Genomic DNA, 20,822 nt, shown 5'->3' on the forward strand with positions numbered 1-20,822 from the left:
TCCAATAAAAAATCCCGGAAAAACCGGGATTTATATTTTATGAAAGTTATTTTAAACTTAATCTAGCACACTCCAACCTCTCTTCGGATTTGTGTTTGAAGAAACTTCCTGTTCATTAACGATAATGTTTTCTTTTCTCTGACCGATGTAATCAAGCTCACTTAATTTAGAGAAAATAATTTCCAGGCTTCTCAGCATCTGCTGGATATACAAAAGCGGTTCACCACAGTTATGGTGATCGTAATTAGTTTCAGCTACGATGGATAATTGGTTTAATAAGGTATGAGGGGCAATTTCGCTCCATTCTAAACTGTAATTCAGCATTTCTTCCAATTCTGCAGGCACCAATACCTGGGTTGAATTGTACATGCGAAGGGCTAATTTTGCAAAGGTTTCAATTAAAAATACCGGCGGTTGCCATGGAATAATATTTCTGAACTGGAAATACATGTCTCCAAAAGTATTAACCAGAGTATTGCACAAAAACTTTACATTTTGAGCTAATGCCGTATTCTGGTTTTTATGGGAAGCTTTCTGAATAATTTTAAAAGAATACTGCTGCAGGTTTCCAATGGATTTTGCGAAACTGTTGTAATAATCAATTAAAACAGGATGGCTTTGAATGGAAGTACAAGGTGGAATAAAATTGGAATCTACCTGTGCAATGTTCCCTTTAAGATCCACTTTTCCTACTACCAGATAATTTCCTCCGGAAAAACTGCTGTTCAGGGAAGTTACCGGAAGCAGTTCAATATGATAATTAGGCTGTGCATTCGGATGGCGGGGCGGAATCTCTTCCGGATCAATATCCCCGAAAGGTACTTTATCAAAAGGATTTACAGAGATCAGAATATAATATTCACCGTCAGCCTGCTCTTCATTCATTGACTTGGCCAATGATTTTACACTTACTCTCCTGTCATTCAGTTCAATTCTGTATCCGGCAAGAGTAACTGCACTGCAGCGCTTTATCACCAGCTGAACGTCATTCGTAGCGGTATTGTGAACGTCAAAGATCGTTTTGTCTGTAAACTCGTTTGAAATAGGTAAAAGTCCGTAATTATATGTAGTGATGGCCAGTGAGTTGGCATCTCTTATCGTATCAATTAAAAAATTATCCTGATCATTAAGGTGTCTCTGGGAAACTTTCATCCCGTCTACCCAATTGATCGCAAAATGTTTATTAGGCTGTATCATATTAAATACTTTTAAAATTTGTGTGTGTGTTCTAATTATGCTCTTCTCGCTACTCCTTCTTCTTCGTGCTGGATAACTCTTTTACAAATAACCACTTCATTCTCGGAAATGCTGTTTGATGTAATATCCTGGTCGAAGTCAATATATTTTCTAAAACTGAAAAACGATTTTTTGGTGTAAAAGATCCAATAATAAGGTTCTCTCTGCTCGTCCGAAAGATGAATGATAGATTTTGGGTTTTTATGGTTGTAATCATCTACTACCCTATAAAACCAGTCTCCAAAAGTCACTCCCGTAGGTAACGTTTTCGCTTTAATTCTGAATCTGTTGGTATCTTCCAGATTTTTACTCAGCTCGACATTCAATACCATTAACCTATCAAAATCCGCGCCTTCAAAATCAGGAAGCCTCTGATCCGGTGAATACCTCCATGTTTTATAGATATCAACCGGAATACTGATAAACTGAATATAACAATAATGAAATACCATCGGAACAAGAAAGACAATCGCACTTGTTGCAGACATTATAGGATAACCGAGCCCTTTGCTCATCCAGTTAAAGATAAGGACAAAAAGATAACCTCCGAAAGCAATACAGGTCAGAGAAAGTATAGATTCAAATAATATACTCATCGATAAAGACTCAATATGCTTTTTAAAATATTTATCCAATAAATTAACATGAATGATCCCAAAAATCAGATAAATAATCTGTGCGATAAGGTACCAGTACGGATTAAATAAATTTCTGGCAAATCCGAAAAAACCGGGCAATGCCAGACACAAGCTGCATAGCAGAAAGTAGATGACAATAACTTTAATTTTGATCGCAGGTTTATTTCTCCTGATTACACCCAGTATAATCATCATAATAACCGCTACCAGAGGCATTAAAATATATCTTAAGAAGATTCCTTTTACTGAAGAGATTTCCATTAGTTTTTTTTCAATTTTATATTCTGTTGGGCATGTAAATATAGCAAAATATTTTACAGAAAAGTAGAGTATCCAAGGCGGTTTGCATTTCTTTCATCATCTTCCAGCATGAATGAATATTCCTTTTTTTCTGTGATAAAATTCTCTTCCACATCTACTGTTACAGGAAGAAAATAATCATATAATCCCTGAAGTACTTTTCTGAAAGGGCTTCCGGGGATATACTTTTTCATATTTCCATAAGGAATAGGCCCGATATTCACTACCCAGTTTCTCTGTCCGTCCATATGTCTTCCGCTTGGAATATAGGTAACCCCCAATCTGGAATTTCCGAGTAACATAGAATCATCATTTTCTTCTATATCATCAATGATATTCGGGGTGAAAGTTACTTCTACAGGTACCTGCAGAAAAGCGGTCATACATCTCTCAAACCATCTTTTATCGCCACGGATCTGGTGAAAGAACGGCAGGATATGAATGAAAATATAGGCATTCTGCTTATCGAGAGATTTAATGAGCGGCCAAAGTTCGCTTACCGTTTCATACAGAGTATCCGTATCACTTGAAATATCAAAATCAAACTCTTTGAGCAACGCGCTGATCTCAGTAAAGAATATCTCCAGTTCAAACGGCCGGAAAAATTTCCGGGCATCATCTTCTACCCTTTTCTGTTTGCGGATTTCTTTAACTACACTTTCAACGTTCTTTCTTGAAGTGCTGAGCGACGGCGGATGAAACAGGCCTTCCGGAAGATAATCATATATCCCTTCCCGGTAAGTTTCTATTGTAAATACCTCTTCATCAAATCCGAGATAATTGCTCGAAATACTTTTGATATCCTTTAAATAAGCCCTGTCATTGATGCCGATACGCTCAACGAAAATATTGCTTACGGCTCTGTGGTATTTCAAAAGGTTCACTGCAACAGCTTCAGCCCTGAAATCTGTCTGCAGTTTATTGTAATCCATATCTACAATATTATTCTCATACATAGTGTTTCCTGTGATTATGACTTGTAAAGATAATATATCTCTTTTTATTGAAAAAAAAAATAGGTGACAATTTTCAGAATTCAGAGATTATCTTATTATTATCCTAGTAAAAGTATAAATTTTTCATCTTGAATCGAATCGTAAATGAATAAAATTTAAAATAAGTTATGATATGCATAAAATATAATTAAAGTTCCGTTCACCTGTCAGCCTTGAGTGTTTTTACAATGAAATGAAAAATGTTTCGGTACATTTTACAACTAACTTCTCAATGCGGCTGAAAGTTAATCGCAAAGACGCAAAGTTTTATTTTAATAATTATAATATTCTTAAGGCGCAGGAAAATCAAAGATTTTCATTTGAAATATGCATGCTTTAAAATTTAGCCTATTTGTACCAGACAAATCTGATGTGATAATTATATCGTCTATTTCTATTGAAATTAAATTTTATTAACCGTCATTACCCTAGAAATTAATATTATTTAATACGAATTAGAAAAACCTGATCTATCTTTGCAGACTGAAAATGTTATTTACAATGAAAAGTATTTATTCTAAAATTCTAATTTTAGCATTCATTACCTCTTCTCTTTATTCTTATGCATGGGGATTAACGGGGCACAGAATTATCGCAGAAATTGCAGAAAATCATCTTTCCGGAAAAGCAAGGAGAGAAATCAGAAAAATCATGGGCAAAGAACGCCTTGCTTACTGGGCAAACTGGCCGGATTTCATCAAATCTGATACAACAGGAGTCTGGAAGCAGGCATCAGCATGGCATTATGTAAATATAGATCCGCAAACTGATTTTAAAGCATTTGAACAAAACTTAATTGCACAGTCAGGACCAAGTCTTTATACACAGGTGAAAACTTTATCGGCTCAGGTAAAAGATGAAAAAACTTCTGAAAAAGACAGAAAAATTGCCTTGATATTCCTGATCCATATTATGGGTGACCTTTCTCAGCCGTTGCACGTGGGAAGGGCTGAAGATCTAGGAGGAAACAAAATCAATGTAACCTATTTCGGGGATAAAACCAATTTACATTCTGTATGGGACGGAAAACTGGTAGATTCCCAGAAATACAGCTATACGGAATATTCAAAACTACTGGATATCAAATCTGATGATGAAGTAAAACAGATCCAGTCCGGAACACTGGAAGACTGGTTATATGATTCTCACAAAATCGCCAATAAAATTTATGCACAGACTCCCAACGATTCAAAACTGTCTTATGACTATCAGTATAAATTCAATGATACTCTTGAAAGACAGCTTTTATACGGAGGTTTAAGGCTGGCGAAACTATTGAATGATCTTTTTTAGTTGAGAGTTGATCGCATGAATTTGCTCAATTTTCAACTCTTTATCCTGACAGTCAATTATTCCGGGGAAATAAAAAGGCGAAGCTTCAGCTTCGCCTTTTTTGTTTATGAGTCTTTTCCTAAAAAAAAATTAAATTAAAAAAAAAAGAACAATCAATTAAATAGATAATAAAAAATGAGGTTTTTATAAATAGAAATTCTAACTTTCAGAAAAACTATAGAATAAAATAAATAACACTCTGTAAATCAATACTTAAACAAATTAAAAAAGCCTTTTTGTATATGTTTTTTTATCTAAATTTGAATAATAAATATTTAAATGAATGATAAAATTTTTTACTCTTGCTATTGCTGTATTTATTTTTATTAATGTTCAACTTTTTGCACAAACAAACGATTATTCCGTAAGAGAAGTCAAAGGCGGATTATATATTCCGTGGGAAATGGTGAGTGCACCCGATGGTAATATTTGGTTCACACAAAGACACGGCGCCATTTCAAGACTCAACCCGGTTACCGGTGAGATAAAGCAGCTTATCTTTGAACAGGATGTGTCTATCAATAACGGTGAAGGAGGAATGCTTGGTTTAGCCCTGCATCCTGATTTCCCTAATACCCCCGAAGTATTCTGCTCTTACAATTATTTGCTGAATGGGAATGATTATCGTGAAAAATTAGTGGTATATGAATATAATCCGGTTACAGATGTACTTACCTTTCAAAGATTGATAAAAGATGGTATTGAGGCCAATGTCATTCATAATGGCAGCCGTTTACTCATTAGCAATAACAAATTGTATATGACTACAGGTGATGCAAATGATCTGAGCTTTCCTCAGAATACATCATCGCTGAACGGTAAAATTCTCCGCTATAACCTTGACGGGACTATCCCGAGTGACAATCCTATACCCGGCTCAGCAGTATGGAGTTTTGGGCATCGTAATCCGCAGGGACTGGCTATAATGGGCACTAAACTTGTTAGCAGTGAGCACGGTCCCAGCACCGATGACGAGATAAACATAATAGAAGCTGGCAGGAACTATGGCTGGCCTAATGTCGAAGGTTATTGTAATTTACCTGCAGAAATCACTTTTTGCAACACTAACAATGTTTATGAACCGGCCAAGTCCTGGACGCCAACGATTGCGGTATGTGGCATTGATTTTTATACTCATCCGCTCTTCCCTCAGTGGCAAAATAAATTACTCTTGGCTTCACTGAAAAGTCAAGCTTTATATGTGCTAACTTTCAATACCAATCAAGACACTGTAATTTCGCAAGTGGATATACCTGAGATAAATTTTGGGAGAATAAGGGATGTATTGGCTGCACCTAATGGGAAAATTTATGTCAGTACCAGTAACTCAAACAGTGTGAACAACAAGATTGATAAAATTTATGAAATATATGATCCTACTCCCAACAGTTTAAATATAAACGAAGCAATTTCTTTAGAAAATAATTGGATGGCAAGTCCCGTTCCTACAAATAATAATATTACCATACAAAACAAATCAAATAATGGCACTGCAGAGATTGATCTGGTAGATATAAGCGGAAAGCTCATAAAGCAACTACATTTTAAAGGAAAAGAAATGCAGATAGATATTACCGATTTGGTAGCAGGATTCTATTATTTGAAGATAAAGGAAAACGGTTCTGTATCACAAGTTTTAAAAATTCAAAAACGATAAATAACATTCCATCACGATCAGTGTAATTAGATATTTTATTTGAGTACCTGTCTGAAATCTTATATCTGATGTCAGGTGTCTGTATACCCAAAAATTAAAAAATAATTAAAACTGGTGTAACCTTTTCAGTCTCTCAAGCGTATAATATATAGTAACTCTATTTTTGAGGATAAAATAAATGAGACAATTAAAAATTACCAAGCAGGTAACCAACAGGGAAACTGCTTCATTAGACAAGTATTTGCAGGAAATTGGTAAAGTGGAACTGATTACTGCGGACGAGGAAGTAGAATTGGCACAAAGAATACGTGCAGGCGACAGAGCTGCACTGGAGAAATTAATCAAAGCCAACCTTCGTTTCGTAGTTTCCGTATCTAAGCAGTACCAAAACCAAGGTCTTTCTTTACCCGATTTAATTAACGAAGGTAACTTAGGACTTATGAAAGCTGCAAAAAGATATGATGAGACCAGAGGTTTCAAATTTATCTCTTATGCGGTTTGGTGGATTCGTCAGTCAATTTTACAGGCTTTGGCAGAACAGTCGAGAATTGTAAGATTGCCATTAAACAAAATTGGTTCAATCAATAAAATTAATAAAGCATACGCTCACCTTGAGCAGGAAAATGAAAGACCACCTTCTCCGGAAGAATTGGCTGAAGTTCTTGACATGAGCGAGGAAGATATCAAAGAATCTATGAAAAACTCCGGTAGACACCTGTCTATGGATGCACCTTTAGTAGAAGGTGAAGATTCGAATCTTTATGATGTATTACGTTCAGGAGAATCTCCAAGCCCGGACAAAGATTTAATGCTTGAATCTCTTCAGATTGAGATCGAAAGAGCATTGAACACTTTAACTCCAAGAGAGGCAGATTTGGTAAGATTATACTTCGGGTTAAACGGAAAACATCCAATGACTTTAGAAGAAATCGGTGAAACTTTTGATCTGACAAGAGAAAGAGTTCGTCAGATCAAAGAAAAAGCGATCAAGAGACTGAAACATAATACCAGAAGTAAGATTTTGAAATCTTATTTAGGTAAATAATTTTAGCGTAAAAATGTATTAAGCGGAGTTTGATTTTTCAAGCTCCGTTTTTTTGTAACATTCTGTAAAGGATCTTCAACTAATCATTCAAATCCTGTCATTCTGAACGAAGCATAAACGAAGTGAAGAATCTCAAAATATAAACCAATCAAAAAATTACCCTATATGAAAAAATTATTTCTTACATCTTCTCTTGCCCTGTTGTTTTTTTCATGCAGAGAACCAAAATCTGAAAATCCTGCAGCAGTAGAAAATGCCGTAGACAACACGGAATCATCCATATCAGGCTCTTTTAAAAGCTCCCGTGGCGGCAGCATGGTGGATCAGATCTATTTTGAGCTCATTAAAAACGATAAAAAGCTTAGAGCTCTTGATGATAAAATAAGAAAGACCGAAGAAGATTTCAACAAGGTGATTTCCGGGTATGATGAAATTCTTTCCAAATCCCAGTCTTATTACCGTGATGCCAACTATCAGGGCGGTACAATAACCGATTCGCTGTTGAAAAAGGAAGTTATTGATCAGATTAAAATAAGCTCAGATCAATATGATGTAAAAATTAAGAATATAAAAGACTTAATCTCTTTAGCCAATAAAAACCAAGAGAAAACAAACAATTTATATACAGCCTTTAAAATCAGAAAAACAATTCCCGAGATTGAAAAATATCAAAAGGCTCATCCTCTGAAAACGGATAGCTTAGAACATTTCATCAAAAAGCAAAATCAATTAATGAACGAATTGAAAAACTTAAAATAACGGATGAATTCAATCTCAATCATCGGAGCAGGAATTAGCGGACTGACCCTTGGAAATATCCTGAAACAACATGCTCTGGATTTTACTATTTATGAATCAGTCCCGGAAATAAAACCTGTCGGGGCAGGAATCATGATGGCAATTAACGCCATGCAGATTTTCGACAGATTAGGCTTAAAAGAAAAAATTGAAAACGCAGGAAATAAAATTCACGGAATTTCTATAACTGATGAAAATTTAAAACCGATTTCCAAAACCAATGTTCTTGAGCTCGAAAAGAAATACAATTCCTGCAACGTTGCCATCCACAGAGCTGAACTGCAAAAGATTTTAGCTGAAAATATAGGTTTTGAAAATATTAAACTGAATCATTCTTTAAGCGAAATTCATAAAAAAGAAAATTATACCCTCAACTTCGAAAATGGAAGCGAAATTGAAAGTAAAATCGTTTTCGGAGCAGACGGAATAAAATCAAAAGTCCGGGATCAAATAATAGAAACCGGTAAAATCCGGAATGCAGGACAAAAGTGCTGGCGTGGATTGGTAGAATTTGACCTGCCAGAAGAATTTCATCACGAAGCGTTTGAAGCCTGGGGAAAAGCAAAACGTTTTGGTTTTGTAAAAATTTCAGATAAAAAGGTATATTGGTATGCTTTGATTAATGAGGGAAAGCATGAACGCTGCCCTACTTTAGCTAAAAATTTTCAAAGTTTTCATCCATTAATTATAAAAATTCTCGACGCAACTCCGAATGAAAATATGATTCTGAATGATATTACCGATTTGTCTCCTATCCCGAAATGGTATGCTGAAAACCTTTGCCTGATCGGAGATTCTGCTCATGCAACAACACCGAATATGGGACAAGGCGCGTGTCAGGCAATAGAAGATGCCTATATTATCGGAAAGATTTTAGAAAATAATAAAGATTTTAATTCTGTTTTTGAGAAGTTCCAACGCATCAGAAGGAAAAAAGTAGACTATGTTGTCAATACAAGCTGGAAAATCGGACAAATTTCCCAGTGGGAAAAAGGAAATTCTTTACGGAATTTCTTCCTGAGATTAATTCCTGAAAGTGCCAATCAAAAACTGGTTGAAAAAATCATACAACTGGAAATGTAAAATCACACAATCCTATTAAACATAAACATCTATGAAAATCTGTGGGAATAAATTTTAATGAAAAATAATTTATTCAAACTAATATTTTCTAACTACAGATGACACAGATTTTCACAGATGATTGAGAATAATGTGTTTGAATATTGTACACGAAATCAATAAAAAAGGCTGTCTTAGTGACAGCCTTCTCTTTAGTAGGTAAGGGTAATTCCAGCTCCCCAACCCATTTCATTATCGTAATTTCCGGAAATGGAAAACCATTTCTGAACAATATATCTTAATCCTGTTGTAAACTCTCCGTCAGAATTAAGGCTAAAGTTGCCTCTGATCCTTCTGGAAACAGGAATATCTTCCCTGCTCAGTTCTAACAATACTTTTCCGTTCTGATCTACACTTGCATCAGCTGTAATCAGCATCGGTAGAAGATACTGCATCCCAACCATAAATGCATACCTGTCTTTTGATGCCGTCTGCTGACCAAACCAGTTTTTTTTGCCATGATAGGTCATTCCCATATCTTCAGCCATCTGTCTTTCCATGATTTCATGATTTTTCTGGACTCTGAAACCTGCATATGGCAACGCCCATTGAAATTTCCCAAGGAATCTTCCTACTTTCGTACTTCCTTCAAAATGATCGAAGTTCCAGTTGGAATGGAATTCATTTAAATTTGCCCATCTTGGTCCGAACATCGTCATGGTTTCAGCATGCATTTTATTGCTGGCGATATCAAGCATGGCCATTGAACTTATCATCCTGTTGTCTTTAATAAAATTTTTCCAGGCTAATTTCCTGTTCGGAAGCTGAGGATTGGGTTTTGAATTCTCATAACTGAAAACCCTTCCCATTCCGGCCATCATGTGGTAAAGAATATGACAGTGAAAAAACCAGTCGCCGTCCTGATTGGCTGCAAATTCAATCGTATTGGTTTCCATCGGCATAATGTCCACGACATTTTTTAAAGGTGAATATTCTCCTTTTGAATTGATCAACCTGAAATCATGCCCGTGTAAGTGCATCGGGTGACGCATCATTGAATTGTTGTACATGGTAATCCTGAGGATCTCTCCTTTCTTAACCAGAATTTTATCGGTTTCCGTGACTGTTTTATTGTCCAGGGTCCACAGATAATGATTCATATTTCCTTCCAGCGTAAATTTTAATTCTCTCACTCCTTCTGTCGGAAGAATTGTTTTTTCAGGAGATTTCAGAATATTGTAAGACAATCGTTTAATTGTTTTTTCCTCTTTCATATCCATTCCCTGATGTTGGGAATGATCTTCTTCTTTTTTATCTTCTTTCGTTTTCACTCCCATCATCTCATTCATATGCTTCATTGTCATTTTCCGCTGACTTTCCGGGATTTCAGGATACATCACTTCATTCATATCCATCATCTGATTTCCCATCGTCATATTCATCGGTTTCATATTTCCGCTCATTTCCATCATCCCGTTCATCATTTTCATCCCTTCAAACAGCATCAGCCTTGGTATATCGGGAGCATATGCTTTCTCTCCGGAACCCAGCCAGAGTGAGGCATGCCCAACCCTGTCTTCGGAAGTTGCCCGAAATTCAAAGCTTTTATTTTCAGGAATGGTTACTTCAATATCATATGTTTCCGAAACTCCTACGATCAGACGGTCTACTTCTACAGGAACCACGTCATTTCCATCATTTCCTATCACTTTTATTTTCCCACCGCCATAGTTGAGCCAGAAATAAGTAGAGGATCCGCCATTGGCTACGCGAAGCCTTACTTTATCCCCGGCTTTCAGATTTGAATATTCTGAGCTTGGAATACCATTGATGAGAAATTTATCATAATACACATCACTTACATCCATTGCTTCCATCCTCTTCCATTCATTCAGGGCTTTTGTTCCGAAGTTTCCGGATTTTATAGCTTCCCAATAACTTTGAACTGCATTTTTTTTAATGGCATACCAATCTGTATTGGCCATGTGAAGCCTTCTGGCGATCTGCATAGGATCATCATCGCTCCAATCACCTAAAAGTACGGGAATTTCCTTTGTATATTCCGTTTTAGGCTCACCTTCTCTTTTCCGGAAAACCAGGATGCCATTCATCCCGATCTGCTCCTGAAGACTTTCATGGGAGTGATACCAATAGGTACCGTTCTGAGAAATTTTAAATTTGTATAGATGGGTTTCTCCCGGCTTTACAGGTTTTGTAGTAAGATAAGGTACTCCGTCGTGTTCATTGGGAAGAATAACGCCATGCCAGTGAAAACCCGTGTTTTCTTTCAGCATATTATGGAGATAAATTTCCGCAGTGTCTCCTTCCGTGAAATAAAGGGTCGGAGCCTGTAATTTCCCGTTGACAGCAATTGCCCGGCGGTTTTTTCCCGTAAAATTCACAATGGTATCTTTTACATATAAATCGTAACGAACGGTTTTACCTCCAAAAGTCACTTTCCCGTTTTCGGAATTTCTTTTTAACCCTGAATTTTGCTCAGGCTTATTTTCAGTAGCCGTTTGATTTTCCTTTTCTACCAGCTCCATTCCGCATTTTGGGCATTTCCCCGGTTGATCTGAAGTGATCTCAGGATGCATCGGGCAAGTATAAATTTTCTGAGAATCTGAGCGTTTAACGGTATTAGCTTTAGGTTCAGTTTTAGCAACTATCTTTTTATTATTTTTAGTCTCCGGCTTCGGGCTCGTTTTCGGTTCCACTTTTATCTTAGCCTTGCTTTTGACATTTTCATTTTTCTTTATATTCTGAACTTTTATTTCTTGTTTTGAAACCGGTTTTGCTTCAGGCTTTGAAACAGTTTTAGGTTTGATTACTACAGTCTTTTTAACCAGAGTCATTCCGCATTTCGGGCAGTCACCCGGTTTTGAGGAAACCACTTCCGGATGCATCGGACAGGTATAATACGTCTTTGTAGTTTGTGCAAAGTTGAAAACAGAGAATAAAAGGATCAGAAACATTATTATTTTTTTCATAATATTTCAATTTTTTCAAGTTGGATAACATGATTATTCTTTTAAATTTAATTTAATTCAGATCATCCAACTTATTATGTTTTAAATAATTACGGCAATTATTTAATTTCTGACTTTACACTACCACATGAAAGCATTTTGCTTCCGTAATAAGGGTTTACAATTTGCTTTTCATTGCTCAGCCAGCTTCCGTCTGCCATCGGGCAATACTGAACAAATACAGGATTCTCGGAAAGTTTAAATTGTTTTGTTAAAGCAATCATATTATCTGAGAGATTAAAGAAGGTCTCTCTTTGTGCATCAACAGTTCTTGCTTCAGAAATAGTAGTAGCATCTTTTCTCAAAATATTCAGATTTCCTTCTGATAAGACTTTATAATCCACAGCCGATGCTGTTTTAATAAATTCTGTTGCCGCCTTGGAAGCTTTATCTGCATCATCGGCGCTTAAAGCCGTTTTAATAGAAATATAATTCTGATACAGTTTTGAAACCTGAGCATCTGTTTTTGACTGTGCTGATAAAGAAAGTGTTGAGAATACAGTGAATACTGCTGTAATGATATATTTTTTCATTGTTTTAAAATTTAGAGTTAAAATAATTTTGATAAGGCGTGGTATTGAAATCACCTTTTGTTACAAGACCTGTCATTCGTTATGATAAGAAACCAAACGAAAATTAATTCTAAATTCTGAAGTTACAATGAGTAATGAAAATGGGAACGGAAGTAATTTCCGGAGGCCCATTGATTCTGATCTGTGAAAATTTTGCTGCCGAAAAAGATTGGTCTGTAAAGAAAAACTCGTGCGCTTTAAATTCTGTGACCTGTTTCAGAAAATCAATTTTCAGAAGATCTGATTTTTGCAAATCATCAACTTTTACAATTTTGATTTCCGTTTTACAGCAGTCTTTTTTTGTTTTTACACCGCATTTACTGCATAAATCATCTGTTTTCTGGCTTACGGAAATCATTTCCTGCATACAGTAATGAATACTAAAGACTGCCCCGGACGAAAACCCGAAGTAGAAAATAGAAAATACTATGGCAAGAATCTTTTTCATATGCTGAAGCAAAGTTAAAAATATCTGTGAGATGAATGTTATATAATTTTGGGATGTTGTTATAAAATTCGGAAAGCAGTTTATAAAAACTCCTGAAATCTTCAAGAGTTTTTTTTTATTTTCTCGCGGATTAAGCAGATAACACTGATTTTTATTTTCGGGCTATTACTTACTTCCAGCCTCAAGCTTCTAACTTCCAGCCTCTAGTTTTCTTACAGATGAAATACAAGGACACAAAAAAACTCCTGAAATCTTCAAGAGTTCTTTGTTTTTATTTTCTCGCGGATTAAGCAGATGACGTTGATTTTAATTTTTCCGGCTATTATTTACTTTTTACCTCCGGCTTCTAACTTCTAACCTCTTCTATTTAATCTTAAACTCAAGTTTTACATTGAAGAATCGCCCGGTAAGACGTACGGGAACCGGATACATAAAGTTGGTATTGGCATCTGTGATCCATTGGTTGGCAACGGTATTCCTGATATTGAATGCGTTGAAAACCTGCACTCCCAGAGTCAGTTCTTCAAAATTTCCCCAGAAACCATAGACTTTATTTTTGCTTTTCGGATCTATGAAAACTTTGGAAAGTCCGATATCCACTCTTTTGTATGAAGGCAGTGTTCTTTGGTACTGATAAGGCGCATATACATCAGGTGCTCCATTTTGGTCCAATATAATGGGGGATCCTGTCGGAAGTCCCATTGCATATACTAAAGTAAGATTTACCCTCATTGAAGGAAATTTAGGCATATAATCCTGATAGAACATCGCAAACCTGAATCTCTGGTCGGTCGGTCTTGGAATATTTCCTCTTCCGTCGATATTTTCATAGACTCTGGCATAGCTAGCAGACAACCAGGAATCTACTCCGGGAACAAATTCCCCGAACAATCTGGTATCAATTCCGTAAGCATAACCTGATGCATTGTTTTTACCGGAATAACGGATTCTTACATTATCCATATAATAAGGAATAAGGTCATCCATTTTCTTGTAATAGGCTTCAGTGGTTAATTTAAACGGCCTGTCATACATCTGGAATTCATAGTCATTAGCCAGAATCGCCTGAATGGAACGCTGAGATTTTATATTTTTATTAAAATTACCGTCTAAGTCTTTGATTTCCTTATAAAAAGGAGACTGATAATATATTCCTCCGGAAAGCCTGAACAACATATCGGTATCCCAATCGGGTTTGATAGCAAACTGTGCTCTTGGTGAAAAAATCGTTTCATCATTAAAACTCCAGTGAGAAACCCTTGCTCCTGCATTTACAAATACTTTATTGCTTCCCCAGTAAAACTTCTGAGAATATTGGGCATATGCAGACATTCTCGTAGGCTCGATGTGATTGGCTCCTGCAATTCTGTAAAATAAATTCAGATCCCCCGGAGTTCCGAATCTTGGGTCATCAAGAGGTCTTGGAGTACTGTAGCCCGCAGAATCCACCAGCTTCCATTCGTTGGTAAGGTCCTGCAAATTTTCTTTTTCGTATTTAAATCCTAGTTCGATATCTGTATTCACATTGGGTGAAAACCGCCCTCTGAACTGTGCTCCATACGTTCTTACAAACAAATCGTTTCTGGCATGCTCAATCTGGCCTCCTGTATCATAGGAAGTTACAGGTGCTCCCGTAATAGGATCAAAAGTCTGTAAAATATAGGCTGAAGCAATAGAATAATATTCTCTTTCACGGTTCTGATAAGCAAAGCTGTCCAGCGTAAATCTCCATTTATCCGATGGTTTAAAATTCATCGATAAAGTTCCCATCATGTTTTTATACTTATCATCTTCCCTACCATTGTAAAATACGGTAAGATTAAGCGGTCTCTGAAGACTCCCGAAATCAACACTTCTTTCTTTCGGCACCATTTCATAATCGTTTTTGGAATAATATCCGATAAATGAAAGGCTGAATTTTTCGCTGATATGATAATTGATATAGGACTGGAAATCCCAGTACACAGGGTTAAAATCCGTATCTTCTTTCAATGTATTAAGAACCAGATTGGTATTCCTGTATCTTCCGGAAAATAATGCCGTCAGTTTTTTATTTTTTGAAGCTAAACCGGCTGTTAATCTTCCGCCTATTAAGCTTGCTTCTCCTGAAAGCTCGGATTTTTCCGGCTCACGGTAATAAATATTTAAAGCCGAAGACATTTTATCTCCGTACCTGGGCTCAAAACCTCCGGCTGAGAAGTTAACTGTAGAAACCATATCGGGATTAATGATACTCAACCCTTCCTGCTGAGAATTTCTGATCAGAAACGGCCTGTAAATTTCTATATCATTAATATAAATAAGGTTTTCGTCATAGTTTCCACCACGAACCATATATTGTGAAGAAAGCTCTGTATTGGAGTTTACGGAAGGTAAGGTTTTAAGGATTCCTTCAATACCTCCGGAAATACTCGCTACATTCTTAGCATCTTTGGCTGAAATTTTTACAGTAGTGATGTCGCTTGTTCTTCCCGTTACTTTTTTCTGGAAGATGACTTCCTCAATATCTGTAACTTTCGTTGTCGTATCTCTTTTTTTATTTTGAGAGAATACAAGCATGGGAACCATAAGGCTTAGTGGTAAAACTAGTTTTTTCAAAAGAAATGTTTTAAGAATTTCTAAAATTAAGTATTTTTTAACAACTACAAAATCGATTCTCTAATTCTTGTCAATTTTTGTAACAAATCTTCTAATAAATCTAATCTTAACATGTTGGCTCCATCAGATAAAGCGGTTTCCGGTGTAGGATGTGTTTCTATAAAGATTCCGTCTGCTCCTACCGCAATTCCTGCTTTGGCTACGGTTTCAATAAGATCGGGTCTTCCACCGGTTACTCCAGAACTTTGGTTGGGTTGCTGTAAAGAATGCGTCACATCAAGGATTACGGGGGCATATTCTCTCATGGTAGGAATTCCTCTGTAATCTACAATCAGATCTGTATATCCGAAAGAGTTTCCTCTTTCAATGATCGCTACTTTCTGATTATCCGAATCAGTTACTTTCTGCACGGCAAATTTCATTGATTCCGGGGAAAGGAACTGTCCTTTTTTCAAAGTGACACATTTCCCTGTTTTAGCGGCAGCCACCAATAAATCGGTCTGACGTACCAAAAACGCAGGAATCTGTAACACATCTACATATTGAGCAGCTAAAGCAGCATGCTCATTTTCATGAATATCGGTTGTAGTCGGGATATTGAAAGTCTCACCTACTTTTTTAAGGATTTCCAGAGATTTTTCTTCCCCGATTGATGTGAAAGAATCTACCCTGCTTCGGTTGGCTTTTTTAAAGCTTCCTTTGAATATATACGGAATATTGTATTTGTTGGTAAGCTCAATTACTTTTTCAGCAATTCTTAATGCCATATCTTCCCCTTCAATAATACAAGGTCCGGCAATAAGAAAAAAGTTTTTTGAATCTTTGTGTTGAATATTATCTAAATACTGAATCATTTTATTGTAATTAAAAAGTTCAGTAAAAATACTTATAAAGTTTCACAATCCGAAATTATTATGGGCTCAATCAATACTGAAATACTTTAATTCAGTTCATTTTTTTCAGGATCTTTTCAAAAGTATTGATATTCCTGCTGGTCAGCTGATCTTTCAGGCTTTTCTTTCCCAGTATTTTTCCAAAAGAGGAATCCAGGGTATTTCCTTTCGGAACCTGCCAGTAAAAAATATTGTTGATGATTTCACCTTTTTCGTTATCGGTTTTAGAAGCAGCTTCAAATTCTTTCATCAAAAAATTTTCCACCTCTTTACTTCCTACAAAAGCATACGTGTGGAAATTATCATCTTTCTCAAACGGATTGCTGTTCCAGAAGGTTTCTGTTTCTTTTTGATTTTTTACGAACAGAAATGCCTCATAAGAGAAATGGTCTGACATTGCCTTTTCCAGTATTTTTTTTAAATCTTCCGCTTTTTTATCAGAAGAAAAAACAATATTTCCGGAAGCCAGCACCGAACTTACGTCCTGCATTCCTGCTTCTTTAAACACCTGGCAAACGTCTGCCATTTTCATATTGGTTCCTTTTACGTTGACACCACGAAGAAAAGCACAGTATTTCATAGTATAAATGATTATTGATGGTTATGAGTTATAAATTATGAGTTATAAGTTATGAGTTGTGAGTGGGAAGCCTGAAGCCTGAAGCTGGAGGCTGGAAGTTATGGCAGTCTTTTATTACCACTACTTATTACTTATTACTTATTACTTATTACTATTATTATTCATAACTTATAACTCATAACTCATAACTTAAAAAAAGCTACCTCACTCTTATATACAAATTATAATCCGTTCCCGAAGGTTTCAGTTTGTAGATTTTTTCCAGGATCTTATTATCACTTTTTAAATGGTCTTTAATCCTGTATTCTTTCAGCAGCTGATAATGCGTTCTGTAATATCCGCCATCTTCCCCGGCAAATAAATCATTGTAAGAAAGCAGGTATTTCGGTTTTCTGTTTTTTACGGTATTAATCCAGTAATGCTTTTTATCTTTTCTGATCTCATCCTGAATTTTCTTATCAACCAATCCAACTTCATCAATCGTTTTTAACCCTGAAAAATAAGGGACATATCCGGCAGGCTCCAGTAAAATCCATTGGTTTTTATCTTTTTCATAGCTGTTTAAAAATACTCCGATTGATCTTCTGTAATTCCATTCTCCGTTTCCTGTAGCAATCGAATGAATGGTTTGAAAAGCAACCATAGGAAGGATATAAAATACGATCAGCAAAGACAGCCAAAGATTTCTTTTCACTTTCTGCTCTAAAACAAAAATCAGTACCGGAACAAAAAGTAAGATCTGCGGAACCCAGTAATACCAGTCGAAGAGGCTTTTCTGGGAAAGGAAGATCAATTGTTTTGCCCATGCAAAAAGGAAAATCATCCAGAGAAAGTAATTTCTTTTCTCATGCTGTCTGATCAGAAATATAAAGCACAACAATTCAAAAATAAGAACAAGGACTGTAAACGGATTAAAATCGCCCGGAACTTTCAGCATTCCCCAGAAGTTTCCGTAATTCAACCTGAAATACTCGATATCCTGACTGAGTGTGAAATTTTTATCGTACAAAAGCTTTTTAGCTGTAATCGTATTATTGACCACTTCACCAAAATACAGCCAGTTGAAAGCCAACGCAAAACAGATTCCCAATGCTCCGCCTAAAATATAGTTCCAGCGAATTTTTTTATTCCGGAAAATATCTACCAGAAATACAATTCCCAGGAAGATCACAGTATCGATTCTTGTAAATAAAATCAATATGGGGAGAATAATGAGTGCCCACTTTTTCTCTTTTTTAAACCCATAATACAGCAAAGCCATTTCTAAGAAGAAAAGAATCCCGTATTCCATTCCCAAAATAGAAATCTTGACGGAAGGTGGTAAAATTCCGAACAAAAAAATAAAAATTGCTTTATGCCAGGGGTTTTTGAGTAATAAATGAGACAGAAACAAGCTTCCAATCGTAAAAAGGATTGAATTAAAAATAAGAATCGGCTCAATAAAATATTCTTTCCCGAAAATGAGATTGAACAGATAGGAAACAAATACATAGAGATGAGTGGTAGACGCTGAAATTTTGGTATCGCCATTGAACCCTATCACTCCATAATCCATTAAATTCTGAGCAACCCTCCAGGTAATAAATGCATCTTCCTGGATATGATGGGTCAATAAAAATAAGAGCTTGAAAATCACCGTAAAAATGACGGCATACATCGGGAGTTTATGGTTATTGGTTTCAGCCATTTGTTTTCTTCATGTTGTTTCGCAAAGATAATCTTAAAATTGATGATTGCAATAATAAAAAACGGAACCGAAGCTCCGTTTTTCAAATATATTTATTGGGTTGCCCGCATCATCGCTGTAGTAATCTGATTTTCTTTTTCTTTGGAATAAGTGGAATCATAAGGCTGCATAATATCAAATAAATACTGGTAAAATGGTGTGATCTTCTGTATATTTTCAGATTCGGTCATTGCTTTTTCTTTCCCCATCTGCTGAAGGTTTTTTATAAACACATTAAATTTCTTATCAATAGGTTCAATTGATTTCACCAGGTAATCATAAGCTTTATCTTTTCTGCCGATTGCGGCATAAGCATTGGTAACCGAAGATACAACAAGGGAATATTCCATAGGTTTTGAAGCCATCTGCCTTCCTGAATATTTCCGGTCGGCCGGTGGAAGGTTTACATAATAATCATATTCTTCGAAGATTCCTTTTTTAAGGGATTCTGCCAGTTTCAATCCTTTCTGTTCCTGTCCGGCAACAATATATCCGTAAACTATTGAGCTTAATGAGCGTGGATCGTTGTATTTTTCCATTGGAATTTCTCTGGCGGCCAGATCCAATAATTCTACGGCTTTAGCTTTTTGTCCGTTTAACGAAAGTGCTGCAGCTGCTCTGCTCACTGATGATCTGTAGCCGATAATATTGGATGTTGCCGTTTCATTATAATAATTACTGAGATCTTTAAAATTACCCCATCTGAAATTTTTCACCACATTATATAAAGAATTGGCATCTGCCCTTCCCATTTCTCCATCTGAGCTTGGTGGCGTATGAACAGGAATCAGCCTGTAGCTGAAACCGTCAAACTGAAGATATTCATCAAGATAGAAAATATTTTCGCTATCGTAAACACCTCCTGAAGAGAAATTGATCGGCCTCTTCCAGTCGAAGTTTGCCAGAATATCAAACATCATCAGATTACTTTTATAAAGGGTATTGGCTTTATAATCAATCATGATCTCATCCACAGTATTAGGTAAATCTGTCTTATTGATGATTCCTGCTTTTACAGCATTCTCCTTATTCACAGGCAGGATAAATTTATTGACCGGAAGGAAGTTGTATTTTTCATAATGTTCTTCCCCGAAAATCATTTTTAAAACTTCATCTTTTTCAGGAGATTTAATTTTAAGGAAATTAACCGCTTCTTTCAGCGTCATTGAATCCTGGATAAGGTATTTTCTTAATGACTGCATTTCCGTTGCCGGAGCTCCCTGCTGCTGAAGGTTATCAAAAATATTCTGCCAGTCTTCTTTTTTCATTAAATAAATCTGATCGTTAACTCCGTCTTTGTAATCTTCATGGGTTAATTGTCCGGGAACAGACATTGCATTATAGGTTTTTCTTTTAACCTGGTCAATATACCAAGGGGTAGCAAGAAGGGTGAAGTTTACTGTTTTCACATCATCACGGAATCTTTCTGTTTCCTGAATCGCCCAAACCGGGAAAGTATCGTTATCACCATAAATGAGAATAATATCATCCTTGGGTAATGACTTCAGAAAGGAATAAGCATAATCATGCGCTGCAGATTTACGGCTGCGGTCATGAGAAGTATAATTCTGAAAGCCCATCATAAAAGGTACTCCCAATAATATAACACCTACTAAAATATTAGCTGCATTAGATTTAACTTTTGACTGTAAAAACCATAAAATAGCTCCCGAACCCAATCCGATCCAGATCGCAAAGGCATAGAAAGATCCTACCATTGCATAATCTCTTTCTCTCACTTCAAACGGCTTTACGCCTGTATAAAAGACAATTCCCACACTGGTAAGAATGAACAAGGACAACAACGCATAAAATCTTCCGAAATCCCTGTTCAGCTGGAAAAAGAATCCGATCAAACCTAGGATCAACGGTAAAAAGTAAAATGCTACCGTACTTTCGTTTTTGAATTTCGC

At 36.1% G+C, this 20,822-nt stretch carries 15 protein-coding genes and 1 pseudogene; 5 read left to right on the top strand and 11 right to left on the bottom strand.

Annotation, left to right across the window (positions count from 1 at the left end):
* Positions 1-57 precede the first annotated feature (57 nt).
* The 3 genes from AB8P06_RS11705 to AB8P06_RS11715 are packed head-to-tail and all read right to left on the bottom strand — an operon-like array spanning position 58 to position 3,106.
* On the bottom strand, positions 58-1,197 hold the full coding sequence (locus AB8P06_RS11705; protein WP_369841877.1) for a hypothetical protein: 1,140 nt from the start codon (positions 1,195-1,197) through the stop codon (positions 58-60).
* 35 nt (positions 1,198-1,232) lie between these two features.
* Positions 1,233-2,135 (bottom strand): TssN family type VI secretion system protein, encoded by a 903-nt coding sequence (locus AB8P06_RS11710; protein WP_369841879.1) that lies wholly within the window; start codon positions 2,133-2,135, stop codon positions 1,233-1,235.
* A 53-nt stretch (positions 2,136-2,188) separates the two neighbouring features.
* Positions 2,189-3,106 (bottom strand): type VI secretion system baseplate subunit TssG, encoded by a 918-nt coding sequence (locus tag AB8P06_RS11715; protein WP_369841881.1) that lies wholly within the window; start codon positions 3,104-3,106, stop codon positions 2,189-2,191.
* Between the two features lie 564 nt (positions 3,107-3,670).
* On the opposite strand from AB8P06_RS11715, the gene AB8P06_RS11720 reads away from it, so the two are divergent.
* The 5 genes from AB8P06_RS11720 to AB8P06_RS11740 all read left to right on the top strand — a co-directional run bounded on the left by AB8P06_RS11720 (position 3,671) and on the right by AB8P06_RS11740 (position 9,084).
* Positions 3,671-4,462 (top strand): S1/P1 nuclease, encoded by a 792-nt coding sequence (locus AB8P06_RS11720; protein ID WP_369841883.1) that lies wholly within the window; start codon positions 3,671-3,673, stop codon positions 4,460-4,462.
* A 322-nt stretch (positions 4,463-4,784) separates the two neighbouring features.
* Positions 4,785-6,158, top strand: coding sequence for a PQQ-dependent sugar dehydrogenase (locus tag AB8P06_RS11725; protein WP_369841885.1), 1,374 nt, complete (start codon positions 4,785-4,787; stop codon positions 6,156-6,158).
* Between the two features lie 178 nt (positions 6,159-6,336).
* The gene (locus AB8P06_RS11730; RefSeq protein ID WP_002979276.1) at positions 6,337-7,203 is read left to right on the top strand and encodes a sigma-70 family RNA polymerase sigma factor; all 867 of its coding nucleotides are present in this window, start codon (positions 6,337-6,339) and stop codon (positions 7,201-7,203) included.
* 165 nt (positions 7,204-7,368) lie between these two features.
* Positions 7,369-7,962, top strand: a complete 594-nt coding sequence (locus tag AB8P06_RS11735) for a hypothetical protein (RefSeq protein ID WP_369841892.1) — start codon at positions 7,369-7,371, stop codon at positions 7,960-7,962.
* 3 nt (positions 7,963-7,965) lie between these two features.
* Positions 7,966-9,084 carry an FAD-dependent monooxygenase gene (locus AB8P06_RS11740; RefSeq protein WP_369841895.1) on the top strand — a complete coding sequence of 373 codons (1,119 nt, stop codon included), beginning with the start codon at positions 7,966-7,968 and terminating at the stop codon, positions 9,082-9,084.
* Between the two features lie 191 nt (positions 9,085-9,275).
* Here AB8P06_RS11740 and AB8P06_RS11745 read toward each other — a convergent pair whose 3' ends face one another.
* The 8 genes and pseudogenes from AB8P06_RS11745 to AB8P06_RS11780 form a co-directional block, all read right to left on the bottom strand.
* On the bottom strand, positions 9,276-12,038 hold the full coding sequence (locus AB8P06_RS11745) for a multicopper oxidase domain-containing protein (RefSeq protein WP_369841920.1): 2,763 nt from the start codon (positions 12,036-12,038) through the stop codon (positions 9,276-9,278).
* Between the two features lie 113 nt (positions 12,039-12,151).
* Positions 12,152-12,625, bottom strand: coding sequence for a DUF3347 domain-containing protein (locus AB8P06_RS11750; RefSeq protein WP_369841897.1), 474 nt, complete (start codon positions 12,623-12,625; stop codon positions 12,152-12,154).
* A 109-nt stretch (positions 12,626-12,734) separates the two neighbouring features.
* Positions 12,735-13,112: an HYC_CC_PP family protein gene (locus tag AB8P06_RS11755; protein WP_369841899.1), complete on the bottom strand. Its 378-nt coding sequence runs from the start codon at positions 13,110-13,112 to the stop codon at positions 12,735-12,737.
* 363 nt (positions 13,113-13,475) lie between these two features.
* The gene (locus AB8P06_RS11760; protein ID WP_369841902.1) at positions 13,476-15,710 is read right to left on the bottom strand and encodes a TonB-dependent receptor plug domain-containing protein; all 2,235 of its coding nucleotides are present in this window, start codon (positions 15,708-15,710) and stop codon (positions 13,476-13,478) included.
* Between the two features lie 44 nt (positions 15,711-15,754).
* Positions 15,755-16,564, bottom strand: coding sequence for a 3-deoxy-8-phosphooctulonate synthase (gene kdsA / locus AB8P06_RS11765; RefSeq protein WP_369841905.1), 810 nt, complete (start codon positions 16,562-16,564; stop codon positions 15,755-15,757).
* Between the two features lie 91 nt (positions 16,565-16,655).
* Positions 16,656-17,183: a DUF1697 domain-containing protein gene (locus AB8P06_RS11770; RefSeq protein WP_369841908.1), complete on the bottom strand. Its 528-nt coding sequence runs from the start codon at positions 17,181-17,183 to the stop codon at positions 16,656-16,658.
* Positions 17,184-17,382: 199 nt separating this feature from the next.
* Positions 17,383-18,870: a DUF8728 domain-containing protein gene (locus tag AB8P06_RS11775; protein WP_369841911.1), complete on the bottom strand. Its 1,488-nt coding sequence runs from the start codon at positions 18,868-18,870 to the stop codon at positions 17,383-17,385.
* Between the two features lie 92 nt (positions 18,871-18,962).
* Positions 18,963-20,822: pseudogene (locus tag AB8P06_RS11780) on the bottom strand (DUF2723 domain-containing protein); the annotation flags it as partial.

It is taken from the genome of Chryseobacterium tongliaonense, from assembly GCF_041224435.1.
Taxonomy (GTDB): domain Bacteria; phylum Bacteroidota; class Bacteroidia; order Flavobacteriales; family Weeksellaceae; genus Chryseobacterium; species Chryseobacterium tongliaoense.

What these genes read in the sequence shown, in the direction of transcription:
- AB8P06_RS11770 (WP_369841908.1), bottom strand. Translation starts at nt 17,183, where the DNA reads ATGAAATACTGTGCTTTTCTTCGTGGTGTCAACGTAAAAGGAACCAAT.
- AB8P06_RS11725 (WP_369841885.1), top strand. Translation starts at nt 4,785, where the DNA reads ATGATAAAATTTTTTACTCTTGCTATTGCTGTATTTATTTTTATTAAT.
- AB8P06_RS11720 (WP_369841883.1), top strand. Translation starts at nt 3,671, where the DNA reads ATGAAAAGTATTTATTCTAAAATTCTAATTTTAGCATTCATTACCTCT.
- AB8P06_RS11750 (WP_369841897.1), bottom strand. Translation starts at nt 12,625, where the DNA reads ATGAAAAAATATATCATTACAGCAGTATTCACTGTATTCTCAACACTT.
- kdsA (WP_369841905.1), bottom strand. Translation starts at nt 16,564, where the DNA reads ATGATTCAGTATTTAGATAATATTCAACACAAAGATTCAAAAAACTTT.
- AB8P06_RS11715 (WP_369841881.1), bottom strand. Translation starts at nt 3,106, where the DNA reads ATGGATTACAATAAACTGCAGACAGATTTCAGGGCTGAAGCTGTTGCA.
- AB8P06_RS11740 (WP_369841895.1), top strand. Translation starts at nt 7,966, where the DNA reads ATGAATTCAATCTCAATCATCGGAGCAGGAATTAGCGGACTGACCCTT.
- AB8P06_RS11705 (WP_369841877.1), bottom strand. Translation starts at nt 1,197, where the DNA reads ATGATACAGCCTAATAAACATTTTGCGATCAATTGGGTAGACGGGATG.
- AB8P06_RS11775 (WP_369841911.1), bottom strand. Translation starts at nt 18,870, where the DNA reads ATGGCTGAAACCAATAACCATAAACTCCCGATGTATGCCGTCATTTTT.
- AB8P06_RS11735 (WP_369841892.1), top strand. Translation starts at nt 7,369, where the DNA reads ATGAAAAAATTATTTCTTACATCTTCTCTTGCCCTGTTGTTTTTTTCA.
- AB8P06_RS11710 (WP_369841879.1), bottom strand. Translation starts at nt 2,135, where the DNA reads ATGGAAATCTCTTCAGTAAAAGGAATCTTCTTAAGATATATTTTAATG.
- AB8P06_RS11755 (WP_369841899.1), bottom strand. Translation starts at nt 13,112, where the DNA reads ATGAAAAAGATTCTTGCCATAGTATTTTCTATTTTCTACTTCGGGTTT.
- AB8P06_RS11745 (WP_369841920.1), bottom strand. Translation starts at nt 12,038, where the DNA reads ATGTTTCTGATCCTTTTATTCTCTGTTTTCAACTTTGCACAAACTACA.
- AB8P06_RS11730 (WP_002979276.1), top strand. Translation starts at nt 6,337, where the DNA reads ATGAGACAATTAAAAATTACCAAGCAGGTAACCAACAGGGAAACTGCT.